Source organism: Acinetobacter sp. NIPH 284 (assembly GCF_000369425.1).
GTDB lineage: Bacteria > Pseudomonadota > Gammaproteobacteria > Pseudomonadales > Moraxellaceae > Acinetobacter.
This window is the reverse complement of record NZ_KB850011.1, coordinates 1,499,023-1,512,843: the sequence shown is the minus strand read 5'-3', so window position 1 is coordinate 1,512,843 and position 13,821 is coordinate 1,499,023. Positions and strand designations below refer to the sequence as shown.

The window sequence follows — 13,821 nt, the reverse complement described above, 5'->3', positions numbered from 1 at the left end:
ATGGGGTAAATCATGTACTATCCTTTACTCTCAATCGCACTTGGCTCGGTATTAGGTGCATGGTTACGTTGGTTTTTGGGTTTAAAGCTGAATCCTATTTTCCCCAATATTCCTTTAGGAACGGTCACCGTCAACTTTGTTGGTGGATTTATTATTGGTTTTGCAATTTCCTATTTTTCTCAAAGCCCTCTCAGCCCCAATTACAAACTGTTCGTGATCACGGGCTTTTGTGGTGCATTGACCACGTTCTCAACATTTTCGGCTGAGATTATTACCTTATTACAAAGTGGTAAATTGGGTTATGCCTGTGCTGCGATTTTGATTCATGTGCTTGGATCATTGCTGTTTACCCTCTTAGGTATGAGCCTGCATCAATTGCTGACGGCTGCTTAGGTTAAAGAGATAAACAAACGATTAAATTTAGGCATAAAAAAAGAAGTCTAAGAGGAGGAGATAGAACCTTAGACTTCGAATTATGCCAGTTTAATCAATAAAGCTTAAAACTAGATTAAGCCTTGCGATTAAAACGTGCAAAGCGTTTGTTAAAGCTGGCAACACGACCTTCATTGCTTGCTTGGCGTACTTCACCTGTATAAAACGGATGCGATGCACTTGAAATATCTAGGGTAACGTATGGATAGACTTTGCCTTGATATTCTTTGCTTTGTTTGGTCTGGAGTGTGCTACCAATTAAAAAGTAGGCATCAGCATTGGTATCATGAAACAAGACTTGTTGATAAGCAGGATGAATATCTTTACGCATTTTAAATGACTCCTAATTTCAGGATATGTTATAACATAACAGTATATAGAGTCAATTCTAATGCTTTCAAGTGAGTGATCTATAACTTGTAGGTAAAATATTTCACCCCCTTTATTCAAAAATAAAGGGGCAGTTTTTTAGTAATTTGGAACAAGCTCTTCAAATAAATCATTTAAGTTGTCGTGAACTTTAAGGTGAATCAAGTTCCAATAATGTCCTGAAATCGTACGATTGACCATGAGCGTATCTGGAGAAGGTTTAAATACATCCCAATATTTCAGCGATTTTTTAACAAGTCGCATTCCATCGTGATGCGATGAATTTTCGGCAAAATCATAATGTGTACTTAACGGGCGTAATAGAATTTCAATCCATTGCGTATACAGTTCTGTTGGAAATTTCTGCTTTTCAGCAATTGAATGCAGTTCAACCAATAAATCTTCAACCTGAGCAATATCTTCTTGGCGAGCTGCATTGACCAACGCTTTAAAGTGTTGAATGATTTCAGGGGATAGCGTTTTGACGCTACCGTAATCATAAATAATCACACTGCCATCTTCACGGAAAGCGAAGTTGCCCGGATGAGGATCACAATGAAAACGCTTCAAGAAAAACATTTCTTGTCCTAAAGCGCGAATCAAACGACGACCGATTTGATTACGGGTTTCAACTGACCATGTACTGGCAGTTTCAATGGAATCACCTTGTTCAAGGCTCAGCGTTAGTACGCGGCGAGACGAATAATCTTTATAGACGGTTGGTATGATGATTTGATTATCCAACTTCTCATGAAAAATTTTAAAAACCTCGAGGTTTTGTGCTTCGATTTCGTAGTTCAATTCAGCAGAAAGGCTGTCCTGAATTTCTTGAAATAGTTGATCTTGTAGCTTCTTATCAATCTTAAGTACGCCCATTAAGCGTAATGCGAGGCGGACTTGCTTTAAGTCACTTTCACAGGCTTGGTCAACCCCTGGATATTGTACTTTCACCACAACTGCTTGCCCATTTGGAAGTACCGCACGATGTACTTGACCAATCGAAGCTGCTGCAAATGGTTCGGTTTCAAAAGAGCTAAAAATTTGGTTTAAGGGTTTGCCCAACTCTTTTTCGACTTGCTGCTTGATTTCAGCAAAAGGCATGGCTGGGGCTTGGCGTTGTAACTTAGCAATTGCTTTCGCCACTTCAGGTGGGAAAATGTCTTTGTATTGTGAGGCGATCTGCCCGACTTTCATCACTGCACCTTTCATTTCACCCAATGTATCGGCAATCTGTAAGCCAATATCTTGAAATAGTTGGCTGCGTGCTGCGTTTTTTTGTTCTTCATCTGCGGTGAGATTACGAATGGAGTTGGCAACGCTTTTGCTGGCAATACTTGCGGTCATACCAGCCAGTTTTAAAAAACGTCTACTGGGAGAGCTTGCATGTTTTGCCATATTCGCTTGACCTCATTCGATTCAGTTTCAAAGTGATATCCTGATCATAGGCGACAAAACTTAAATTGCCTAGATGGAAATGTTAAGGGATGTAAGTAGATATTGGGAATGGATTAGATCTTACAGGATGTATTGGGCATCTATCGGTTGGAATCTTTAGATGTAATCTAGCCCGATCTTTTAAGATTTAGCCAAAGTTTTTATTAGATTGATCGCACATTTTGATCAAATTGAAAGATGACATCCTTGTCATCTTTCAATTAAAAAATTAAACCAGCATTAAGTTTTTATGAGTTGAGATTAATGTGTTGCGCTAATCGTTTATTGTTTAAATATAAGCGACCAATCAAGAATACACAGGCAATGCTTAAACCGATAATCAATCCTAACCAAACACCTGCTACTCCCCAAATTGTATAACGTGCCAAATATAAACCGATGGGGAAAGCAATCACCCAGTATGCCATCAGGGTAATCCACATCGGTGCTTGCGTGTCTTGCATGCCACGTAGGCAGCCTGCAGCGCTTACTTGCCATGCATCCATTAGTTGATACGCCATTGCGAACCACAACAGATACATCGCGACAGGAATAACATGAATATCATTGGTATAGATTGCCACGATATAGGGGCGCGCTACGGCAATCAGTGTCATGGTCAAAGCAGCAAAAACGGTTGCGCTAATCAAGCCTACTTTTTGAACTTGGCGCATCGCATACCAATTTTTCTCTCCATAATAAGTGCCCACACGAATCGTGAGTGCAATGGCAAGAGATAATGGGATCATAAACAATTGTGAAGTCACAGAAATTGCAATCTGATGCGCCGCAATTGCATTTTCACCGAGTGGGCTCAGGACAATCGCGCCTGTGCTGAAAATACTCACCTCAAAAAATACAGCTAGACCAATCGGCAGCCCCAGTTTTAAGATGCGTTTTACCCATACAGGATCAATTTTTTCCCATTTTGTGAAAATGGGCGCTTGTTTATAAGCCTTAGCTTTTGAAATGTAAATCGCCAGTGTAATAAACATCAGCCACTGTAATATTGCCGTTGCAAAGCCACAACCCGCACTCCCTAAAGCAGGGATAGGTCCCAAACCGTACATAAAAATAAAGTTCAATGGAATCAGGACCAATAAGGCAATTAAGCTAATCGCAGTGACAGGTCGTGGATGTCCTAAGGCTTCAGAATAACTACGTAATGCTGCGTACATCATCACCGCAGGCATACCAAAGCCAATCGCATGTAAAAACAGGCTTGCTTTCGGTAATAAACTTTCAGGTACTCCAAACAGGGGTAAAAACATCGGCATACATTGCAAAATCAACATAGCAACGATGCCGAGGATGACCGCAACCCATAAGGATTGACGTGCAATAGTCGGAATTTTCTCTGGGGTTCTTGCACCGCGCGCTTCAGCGACTAAAGGTGTTGTTGCGATCATGATTCCTGCAAATAACAACATAATTGGAATCCATAGACCAACACCGACAGCAATTGCTGCCAAATCAGCAGCAGAAAGATGACCTGCCATGATGGTATCAATAAGACCAAGCCCAGCCTGAGCAAATTGGGTGATCAAGATCGGAAACATTAAATGAAATAATTTCTTAAGTTCAAACCGCTTGGTTGTCGCGTGAGACACAAAAAATACTCTTATTGATTGAGGGAGAATTAGCGTTGTAGAGTGAATATCACACCAATAAAAATGACAATACTGCCGACAAGACGTTGCCAATTGACAGGTGTTTTTTCTGTACCTAACCAGCCGAAATGGTCAAGTAACATTGAAATGGCCAATTGGCCGAAAATAACTAAGCCTGAAAAAGTTAAAAAACCGAGTTTGGGTGCAGTATAAATGCTCATGCTGATGGCATAAACCCCAAGACATCCACCTATCCACAAAAACCATGGAATTTGCGACAGTTCTCCAAGACTGGGTTTTGCTGTGTTTTGAAAATAAACCATACATGCAAGCACAATTGTTCCTACCAAAAAAGAGAGTAAGGCAGCTTGAAGAGGTGAGTGTAAATATTCTCTGAGTTGTGAATTAATTGCAGTTTGAAATGCCATTGCAATACCGACACCTAATGCAAGGGGAAGAATAAATAGCAGTTGGCTGGTAATTTTGATCATTTTATCAATCTAATTGTTCTTCGTTGTTTCAGTCTAACCGAATAGTGAAGTGATGATAATAAGCGGATTGATAGAGTCATGTTAAAATAAAAGGGTTCTGTTGTTGAGCTTCTATTTTGAGTCATTTAAATCCAGCAAATATTCCACTTTCACTTTATATCCATATGCCTTGGTGTGTGCGTAAATGCCCTTATTGTGACTTCAATTCACATGCTGTTCCTGATGGGGAATTGTCTGTGGATTTAGAGCAACAATATCTTGAGGCACTGGTGGCTGACTTTGAGACTCAAATTGAAATGGCGCAAGGTCGGTCAATTCATAGCGTATTTATTGGTGGTGGAACGCCGTCTTTAATTTCAGCACAAGGCTATCAGTGGTTATTTGGTCAATTAAAGGCGCGATTAGACTTTGAGGTTGATTGTGAAATCACATTGGAAGCTAATCCTGGAACGGTTGAACATGATCCATTTGCGGATTATCTTGCTGTTGGCATCAACCGTTTATCATTAGGTGTACAAAGTTTTGATCCTGAGCATTTACAGCGACTGGGTCGTATTCATACTGCGAATAATGCTTTAGATGCGATCCAACAAGCGCGTCAAGCAGGCTTTGAGCGCGTTAATGTTGATCTCATGCATGGTTTACCACAGCAAACGCAAGAACAGGCTTTAAATGACCTTAGATTAGCTGTAGAACAGGGTGCAACACATATTAGTTGGTATCAACTGACCATTGAGCCAAATACGGTGTTCTTTAGAACCCAACCCGTATTGCCACAAGATGAAGTTTTAGAACATATCCAAGAATGGGGTGAGGCTTATTTAAAAGCGAATGGTTTTATCAATTACGAAGTCTCAGCATGGCGTAAAGAAAAACCCTCAGCACATAATTTGAATTATTGGAAGTTTGGTGATTACTTGGCGATTGGCGCAGGAGCACATGGCAAAGTGACTCGCCCAGAGGGTATTTATCGTTTTCAAAAGACACGGCTGCCAAAAGATTATTTGGCTAAGGTACCTGCTGAACATGTGCAAATGAAACGTATCGAAGCAGATGAGTTGCCATTTGAATTTATGATGAATGCTTTGCGTTTAAATGATGGGGTAGATGCGAAATTTTATACTCAACGCACAGGGCTTGATTTGCAAGATATCAATGAGACGCTGAATCAATTACGTGACAAAAAACTTTTGGTCGCTGATGTGAATCGAATTACTTGCACAGAGCAGGGGCATATCTTTTTAAATTCGGTATTGGAAAGTTTTTTATAATTTAGGTGTAAGATTACTTTGAGCAAGGATGCTTAAAGTAATCTAATCGTTGTTGTCATCTTTTAGAAAGATAGTTCGCACAAAATAAAAAACCTCATCATAAATGATGAGGTTTTTTAGAATCTGGTGGGTCGTCCGCGACTCGAACGCGGGACCAACGGATTAAAAGTCCGCTGCTCTACCAACTGAGCTAACGACCCATAGGGGTTCAAAACATTAAATGGTGGGTCGTCCGCGACTCGAACGCGGGACCAACGGATTAAAAGTCCGCTGCTCTACCAACTGAGCTAACGACCCATCTCGTTTTGATGTTGCGTATTCTAGCAACTTATTCAGCTAACACAAGAGGAAATTTAAAAACATCTGCATGATTGTTTATAAAAAGCACGATTTCCTCTTGTTTAGCTAAAAAATAAACTAGAAACGGTACTGATAGCTTTGAATGTTATCAAAGATTTCAGTATTTACATCACTATAGCTGTTTGTACCTGGCAATAAAACCAATAAACGTTCAGATGTTTTGCTCGGATTAAATGAGTCTTCTTTCAGTTTATTTTTTTGATACTTAAATGTTCCAGTGGTTTCTACTTTGGCTTGAATGCGTAAAAATACTGGAATTGCATATGATGGTAAGCATTTTTTAAATACATTTACCATAGCGCTTAGATCAGTTTCGTTAAGCTCTGCACCATCAACCAAAGTAATTGCTGCCATACCTGCACGACCATTGGTATTTGGAATCTCTACCCCATATACCACAGCTTCTGCAATCTTATCGTATTCGCACACCATGTTTTCAACTTCGGTGGTGGATACGTTTTCACCTTTCCATCGGAAAGTGTCGCCTAAACGGTCCACAAACTGTGCGTGGCGGAAACCGATGTCACGAACCAGATCACCCGTATTGAAGTATGAATCACCCTTGTTAAACACATCTTTTAAAATCACAGATTTGTTCTTTTCTGGATCGGTGTAGCCATCAAATGGTGAACGGCTAGTGATCTTACCAATCAGTAAGCCAACCTCACCTGTTTTGACTTTCTTGCAGTGGCCTTTCTTATCGCGAACTAATTCATTCTTTTCTTTATTAAATTCAACGATCGCGTATGGTGTTGGAGAGAAGCCAACTGTATTGTCAAAGTTAAAGATATTACTAAAACCAACATTGCCTTCACTTGATGCATAAAGTTCAAGTACTTCTTGCACGCCAAAGCGTTCTTTGAACTTACCCCAAATGTTTGGACGCATACCGTTACCAATCATTTTGGTAACACGATGGGCACGATCCTGTTCAGTTGCAGGCGCATCGATGAGGTAACGACACAGTTCACCGACATAACCAATTGCAGAGGCATTGAATTTCTGTACATCTTTCCAGAATGCGCTAGTTGAATACTTTCGGCGTACGGCAAGGGTTGCACTGCCTGCAATCACACCACACCAGCACACCACAACTCCCGTTGCATGGTAAAGCGGGAGGGTCACGTACATCACATCATCTTTACCGAGGTTAAGGATATGTCCATAGGTACCGTAAGCTAGAGTCCAACGGCTATGTGTGAAAATAACAGCTTTTGGTAGGCCCGTTGTACCAGAGGTATAGATGTAGAACAAACCATCTTTACCTGTCACGGTGCGGGTAGTCGATGGATTGAATTTTGGAAATTGGTCAATTTGTTGCGCAAGGTTCACATAACCTTGTGGTGCAATCCCTGCATTTTTTCGTGTTTCTAGATCAGCAAACCAGTGGAAACGATCTTGAGCAACTTTTAATTCTGTGCGAGCTTCATCAATCGCAGCACGGACTTCTTCACCTGCAATCACTGCAATTGGATTAACCAAATTAATGCTATGAGCGAGGATTTTACCGACTTGTGATGTGTTTACGAGTGCGATCGTGACACCAATTTTAGCTAAAGCAACAATCGTAGCAATCAGTTCAGGACGGTTTTCAACCATCACTGCAATGACATCACCCTTTTTAGCACCAAGCGATAAATAGTAATGCGCAATTTGGTTGGCCCATTCATTTAGTGCTTGGTAGCTGTAACTTTGATCTTCAAATAACAGAGCTATGCCTTGAGGGTTACGCTTGACTGCTTTTTCAAAGGCAATGCCTAAACCAGCAGGTGAAGTTGGCGTTCGTATATATGCTTGTTTAAGTCCATTGAGGATATGAGGTACTTTGGTGATGAAGTTTGGAAGTCGAGTAGCAACATCACTAAGGGTAATAATATCGGTCTGCGTAGTTTGGCTCATATCAATCCTGTTTATTTTTCGATCAGTCCAAAAATGGCTATCTGTTAGAACACAACCATTAACATCATTGTTGTTGATGCTGTTTTTACTGGTAAGTTCCTAGAGCAATCAACCTAATCTGACAAAATAACAAAAAAGCCTAGTCATCGAAATGACTAGGCTTTGCCTTATTGAGTGCAATTTAGCAAATTATTCATTGCCAGTTGTGCTCTTTTTAGGGGGTCTTCCACGAGGGCGACGAGGACGGCTAGATTTTTCCTTTTCTGCCTTCACTGCTTCATCCTCTAGTTCTGCTTCAGTTGGCTCAGCTTTTTCAACAGCTTGAACAGTTTCAGTCGTTTCAGAAACCGTTTCAGCTACGATTTCAACTTCAGCTGTTTCAGTCGATGTTACTGGCTCAGAAGCTTCAACTGGTGCGGCTTCTGCTGGCGTAACATCAGTACTGTCTAGTTCTAGTGGTTGTTGCGCTGGTGTAGTGGCTACTGTTTCATCTGCAACAATATTAACGACTGTTTCTGGCACTTCTTCTTTCGATTCAGTGCTTTCAACAGGTGCAGCAGTCGTATTTGCAGCGATATGAGCTTCCTTAGCTTGTTCAGCGGCAAGTTTAGCCAAGCGACGACGTTCGCGTGGATCATTTGCAACACGAGTAGCAGGTGCTTCTGGTGGAGTTAGTGCCAATACAGGTGCAGGTTCAACTTCTTCAGTTTGCTTTTGAGTTGGAAGTTCAGCATCACGAGTTACGGGACGTTTTTCTTCAGCAACAGCTTCAACCACTAAAGTATTTGCATATTGCTCAGCAAACTTTTGTAATGCACGATTAAATGTTGTCACCAAGCCGAATTGCTCAATCAAAATAGTACAATCTTCACCATATACATGACGAATCAGGCTACTCATCGTGTATTGAGCTAATGTTGGAATTTGTGACGGTACAACTTTAGGCACAACGGCTTTAGGCGATGATTGTGAATCACGATGACGACGACGTGAACGTGGATCATTGCTAGCACGTTTTACAGGTGCTGGAGCAGCTTCAGTTGATGTCACTTCTTCAACTTCTGTAGCCACTTGTTCTGTTTGAACAGGTTCAAGGACTTCAGTTTGCTCTACAGCAACAGGTGCTGTTCCAGTTTTTGTAACTGGCTTAGCCTGTTGTTGATTTAATGCAACAATTTCACTTTGACCTTGATCAATATTTACGATCAATGCTGTGTTGATTGGTTCTGCGCGAGGTGCATCAATCACATCAACTTTAATTTGTTGAGGACTCGCTACAGTTTCATGTGTAGCGGCAGCAGTTTCATTTAAAACACTTTGGTCACGATGACGGTTTGGTCGATTTGGACGCTGTTGGTTATTGCGATCACGACGTGGCAACGCGCTTGTATCATTACCATGTCCAGCATCTTGATGCTGCTGTTGGTTTTGATGTTCTTGCGGTTGCTGACGTTTTTGCTGACGCTTTAACTCACGTTGTTCTTGACGTGATGGTTGCTCTTGACGAGAAGAAACTTGAACATTTTCTTCCTGCACTTGATTTTGTTGTTCATGTGCATGTGAATGATGTTCACGTTGTTCTTTATGTTTACGTTTCTTCGGATTTTGCGATTGATTTGGGCGATGAGCTTTTTCATCTTTCTCAAATGTTTCGCGTGCTTCTTGTTTCACGGGTGATTGTGAAATATAAGCATTATTGACGGTTGGTGCTGCAGTCTCAGTGATAGCAGCAGGCGTATTCATTTGACCAAACTGACCACGGCTGACTGCACCGTTATTAATCATTTGTTCAATTGCTGCGGCAGCATTTTGTGCAGAACGTGATTGATCAATCGTTTGTGCTTGCTTTTGAACGAATAAGTTCTCTAACCATGCGCAAGGGCTTGTTGACTTTTGTGCAACAGCTTGTTGTGCTTGCTTAGGTTGAGCAGCTTGTTGTTGAGTGGCTTTCTTTTGCTGTGCAGCTGCATTATTTTGTGCAGGTGCTGCATGGTGATGCTCTGCTCCTTCTAAATGCCATTCAGAAGACTCATAACCGAGTTGTTTTTCACTGTCACGGGTCGCTTCAGTACGTTCATAGCTTGAAGGCGCAAAGCCTGCTGGATTGTACTGGATTTCATAGTGTGGCGTTTCTAAATGTGGATGCGGCAAAATGGTGACACGCACATTGGAGGTTTGCTCCAGATATACAAGGCTGTGACGCTTTTCATTCAACAGGAATGCCGCGATTTCCACAGGCACTTCCACCTGTACCTCACCCTGACGCTCGCGTAAAGCAATTTCTTCGACCTTGCGCATAATCGAAAGTGACAATGAACGTAAGTCACGCACCATACCTGTCCCATGACAGCGTGGGCAAACGTAGCCAGTCGCTTCTTCTAAAGAAGGGCGTAAACGTTGACGGCTCATTTCCATGAGCCCAAAACGTGACAGTTGACCGAACTGGATACGTGCGCGGTCACTTTGCGTTGCTTCACGTAATTTCGCTTCAACCATACGTTGGTTACGGTCTTTGGTCATGTCAATAAAATCGATTACGACTAAACCGCCAATATCACGCAAACGAAGTTGACGTGCGATTTCTTCAGCTGCTTCCAAGTTGGTGTTTAAAGCAGTTTCTTCAACATCATGACCACGTGTTGATTTCGCCGAGTTAATATCGATTGAAACTAAAGCTTCAGTTTGATCAATCACGATTGAACCACCAGACGGAAGTTTAACTTCACGTTCATAAGCGGTTTGAATTTGGCTTTCGATACCGAAGTGAGCAAATAGAGGCTCATTCAAGGTATAAGTTTTTAACTTATCAAGTTGGCGTGGCATGACTGCTTTTACGAAGTTATAGGCTTCGTTATAAGCTTGTTCACTATCAATCAGGATTTCTGCAACATCATCACGTAAGTAATCACGGATCGCACGTGTCACTACACCTGCTTCTTGGTGAACTAACATTGGTGATGGACCAGAACCTGCTGAACCTTGGATTTGAGCCCAAAGGTCAAGTAAATGTTGCAAATCAAGTTGCAATTCTTCTTGTGTACGACCAATACCCGCAGTACGAACAATGACGCTCATGCCACGAGGTACATTTAAAGAAGATAGAATTTCTTTGAGCTCTTCGCGCACAGAACCTGAAATCTGACGGCTAATACCGCCACCTTTCGGGTTGTTTGGCATAAGTACCAAATAACGGCCTGCAAGAGAAATAAAAGTAGAAAGCGCAGCACCTTTGTTACCGCGCTCTTCTTTTTCGACTTGAACCAATAATTCTGTGCCTTCAGTGATGAGTTCACGAATATTTGAAGTTTGACGAGGATCCGCTTTGAAATACGAGTTTGCAATTTCTCGCATAGATAAAAAGCCTTGACGCTGTGCGCCGTACTCAACGAAAACTGCTTCTAAAGAAGGTTCAACGCGAGTGACATGACCTTTATAAATATTTGATTTTTTTTGTTCACGAGTACGATTTTCTAAATCGAAATCGTAAAGACGATTACCAGTAATCAGTGCAACGCGAACTTCTTCGGCGTGGGTTGCATTAATCAACATACGTTTCATGGGTGTGACACCTAATAGTGATGCACACAAACAATCAGCCCGATACTTTTGAGCAAACATCAAATTGGCGCGATCAAGATTCAGAAGCAGCTTTGTACATGATGCTCTGAAACCACTGACTGTAAATATTCAGTTTGTGCTTTGATACGTTTATTTCGATGTCAGCAATAGTGCCTTAATCTTCAGTCTAATGATATTTCATCCATGTTTTGCATCTGTGAAATATCTTTAGACCCAGCATAATCAAAGTTCCTAGACGCTTCACTGGCGGGTGAGCGGTGCATTGGATGGTGACTTTCACTGTCATTAAGCATTGAAGTCGATCCACCTGGAAGTCTCGTGATACGGAATGATCATCGTATCTCTGCTTAGCAGTTCCAATGCATCAACGCTTTAGCCTGAATGCGACATCAGGGAGCAAATTGTCTGATGTGGATCAGTTTACGTTTAATAACCAACAAATTTGTTGGCAACATATTTTTTCTGAACAAACTGTATGTGCTGATGCACAATTAAACGCAACAGTTTGCCATTTTGCCGATATAATAAGCCTTCGGCGTCGGCATAATTCTTTAGGACCTATCCGAGTTATTGGTGAGTATCTCGTCGATTTAAAATTTTATCTAAATAAAATTTCTGATCTGATGCTCACTTACGGTGGTATCCGTGCGCTGAATATATCAAACCTTGCGGCATCTGCCTATGGGCTAAGTTTAGGTTTCTTGTGAAATAACTTAGCTAAATGATCAATTTTTAATCATATTTAGCAAATCTTGGATTAATCGAGCGTATGAATTCTACACAACAATGGCAAAGTGTCACTTGGTTTGACGTGGATGAGCATCAAGACGGGCAGCGAATAGATAATTTTTTATTTACCCGATTAAAAGGTGTTCCGAAAAGTCGAATCTACCGTTTGATTCGTGAAGGACAAGTACGTGTCAACAAAAAAAGAATAAAAGCAGAAACGCGTTTGAATATTGGCGATCAGATTCGTGTCGCACCAATTCGTTATGAACAAAAGGATGAAAGCACGGCACCAGTGAGTGATGGCGTGGCGCAAAGCCTGCTTAGTCGTGTGGTTTACGAAGATGAAGGCTTATTAGTAGTGAATAAACCGTCTGGGATTGCTGTTCATGGCGGCAGTGGTGTGGCTTATGGTTTAATCGAAGCCATGCGTGCTGCGACAGGCAAAAAATATTTAGAATTAATTCATCGTATTGACCGAGATACTTCGGGCTTGGTCATGATCAGTAAGAAACGTAGTACCTTAAAACTGCTTCAGGATTTACTACGCGAGCATAAAATTCAAAAAATGTATGCGGCGATTGTCAAAGGACAAGTCAGTTTGGATCAGCAATTGATTGATGCACCCTTATTGCGCTATGAACTGGCGAATGGCGAACGTCGTGTTCGTGTGACTAAAGATGGTAAGCCGAGTAAGACTGACTGGAAAGTGGTTGAACGTTTTAAGACAGCGACTTTGGTGCATGCATCACCGCTTTCGGGACGTACCCATCAAATCCGTGTACATGGTTTAAGTATTGGTCATCCTTTAGTTGGGGATGATAAATATGGACATAATACAGACTATAAAGGCCCTGAAGCACGTCGTTTATGCCTACATGCCATGCGTTTAGACATTCCAAACTATCCAAGCATTGAAGCGCCAATGCCAGAAGATATGCAACAAGTGATCAATGAATTGAGAAAACAGAAATGAGTCAAAATATCGAACTGGTGATTTTTGACTGGGATGGCACTTTATTCGATTCGGTTGGACAAATCGTAGCAAGTCTGCAATATGCAGCACAGCAATTTGAGCAACCTTTAACGGATGATGCCGCAAAAAGTATCATTGGCTTGGGTTTGCCCGAAGTCATGCAAATCTTATTTCCGCAGGTTCCAGATTTGCAGCAAGATATTTTGCAATGTTATGCAGATCATTATGTTGCAAATTCAAAAGGCGATGCATGGTTTAGTGGTGTGGCAGAGTTGTTGGCTGACTTAAAACAACAAGGGATCAAGCTTGCAGTTGCGACGGGTAAAAGTCGTAAAGGTTTAGATCGTGTATTAAGTCAAACCAATAGTCATCAGATTTTTGATACTACTCGTGCAGCCAGTGAAACCAAGTCTAAACCTGATCCATTGATGTTGCAGGAGATTCTTGCTGAGTTGGATGTAGCAGTTGAATGCGCCATTATGGTGGGGGATACCAGTTACGATTTAGAAATGGCAGAAAATCTGAATATGCAACGTATTGGCGTCAGCTATGGGGTGCATAGTATTGAAACTTTGCAACAATACCAGCCTTTAACGATTGCTCATAATGTGCAGGATTTACATGCTTATTTGCAAACAATCTTAGAACGTGCAGCGATTAGTGAAAGTTAAGCG

11 protein-coding genes and 2 tRNA genes are annotated in these 13,821 nt (G+C 41.4%); 5 read left to right on the top strand and 8 right to left on the bottom strand.

Annotation, left to right across the window (positions count from 1 at the left end):
• Positions 1 to 12 precede the first annotated feature (12 nt).
• Positions 13 to 393: a fluoride efflux transporter CrcB gene (gene crcB, locus F908_RS13080; protein ID WP_005162748.1), complete on the top strand. Its 381-nt coding sequence runs from the start codon at positions 13 to 15 to the stop codon at positions 391 to 393.
• Positions 394 to 508: 115 nt separating this feature from the next.
• On the opposite strand, the gene F908_RS13075 is transcribed toward crcB, so the two are convergent.
• The 4 genes from F908_RS13075 to F908_RS13060 all read right to left on the bottom strand — a co-directional run bounded on the left by F908_RS13075 (position 509) and on the right by F908_RS13060 (position 4,336).
• The gene (locus tag F908_RS13075) at positions 509 to 763 is read right to left on the bottom strand and encodes a type B 50S ribosomal protein L31 (RefSeq protein WP_005162745.1); all 255 of its coding nucleotides are present in this window, start codon (positions 761 to 763) and stop codon (positions 509 to 511) included.
• Positions 764 to 900: 137 nt separating this feature from the next.
• Positions 901 to 2,196: an ABC1 kinase family protein gene (locus tag F908_RS13070; RefSeq protein WP_005162743.1), complete on the bottom strand. Its 1,296-nt coding sequence runs from the start codon at positions 2,194 to 2,196 to the stop codon at positions 901 to 903.
• A gap of 287 nt (positions 2,197 to 2,483) precedes the next feature.
• A complete protein-coding gene (locus F908_RS13065) occupies positions 2,484 to 3,845 on the bottom strand; it encodes an MATE family efflux transporter (RefSeq protein WP_005162739.1) in 1,362 nt (453 codons plus the stop codon).
• 29 nt (positions 3,846 to 3,874) lie between these two features.
• A complete protein-coding gene (locus F908_RS13060) occupies positions 3,875 to 4,336 on the bottom strand; it encodes a DMT family transporter (protein ID WP_005162738.1) in 462 nt (153 codons plus the stop codon).
• 116 nt (positions 4,337 to 4,452) lie between these two features.
• On the opposite strand from F908_RS13060, the gene hemW reads away from it, so the two are divergent.
• On the top strand, positions 4,453 to 5,607 hold the full coding sequence (gene hemW / locus F908_RS13055; RefSeq protein ID WP_005162737.1) for a radical SAM family heme chaperone HemW: 1,155 nt from the start codon (positions 4,453 to 4,455) through the stop codon (positions 5,605 to 5,607).
• 124 nt (positions 5,608 to 5,731) lie between these two features.
• Here the strand turns inward: hemW and F908_RS13050 are convergent.
• From F908_RS13050 to F908_RS13035, 4 genes are all read right to left on the bottom strand, one after another.
• A tRNA-Lys gene (locus tag F908_RS13050) sits at positions 5,732 to 5,807 on the bottom strand.
• A 21-nt stretch (positions 5,808 to 5,828) separates the two neighbouring features.
• Positions 5,829 to 5,904: transfer RNA gene (locus tag F908_RS13045), tRNA-Lys, on the bottom strand.
• A 120-nt stretch (positions 5,905 to 6,024) separates the two neighbouring features.
• On the bottom strand, positions 6,025 to 7,866 hold the full coding sequence (locus F908_RS13040) for a long-chain-acyl-CoA synthetase (RefSeq protein ID WP_005162736.1): 1,842 nt from the start codon (positions 7,864 to 7,866) through the stop codon (positions 6,025 to 6,027).
• Positions 7,867 to 8,055: 189 nt separating this feature from the next.
• Positions 8,056 to 11,424 (bottom strand): Rne/Rng family ribonuclease, encoded by a 3,369-nt coding sequence (locus F908_RS13035; protein ID WP_005162735.1) that lies wholly within the window; start codon positions 11,422 to 11,424, stop codon positions 8,056 to 8,058.
• A 380-nt stretch (positions 11,425 to 11,804) separates the two neighbouring features.
• Here F908_RS13035 and F908_RS13030 point away from each other — a divergent pair, with 380 nt between their 5' ends.
• The 3 genes from F908_RS13030 (at position 11,805) to F908_RS13020 (ending at position 13,818) form a co-directional block, all read left to right on the top strand.
• Positions 11,805 to 12,152, top strand: a complete 348-nt coding sequence (locus F908_RS13030) for a hypothetical protein (protein ID WP_004659153.1) — start codon at positions 11,805 to 11,807, stop codon at positions 12,150 to 12,152.
• A 62-nt stretch (positions 12,153 to 12,214) separates the two neighbouring features.
• Positions 12,215 to 13,147 (top strand): RluA family pseudouridine synthase, encoded by a 933-nt coding sequence (locus F908_RS13025; protein WP_005162731.1) that lies wholly within the window; start codon positions 12,215 to 12,217, stop codon positions 13,145 to 13,147.
• The gene (locus tag F908_RS13020; RefSeq protein WP_005162725.1) at positions 13,144 to 13,818 is read left to right on the top strand and encodes an HAD-IA family hydrolase; all 675 of its coding nucleotides are present in this window, start codon (positions 13,144 to 13,146) and stop codon (positions 13,816 to 13,818) included. The genes F908_RS13025 and F908_RS13020 overlap by 4 nt, the downstream gene beginning before the upstream one ends.
• Positions 13,819 to 13,821: the final 3 nt, after the last annotated feature.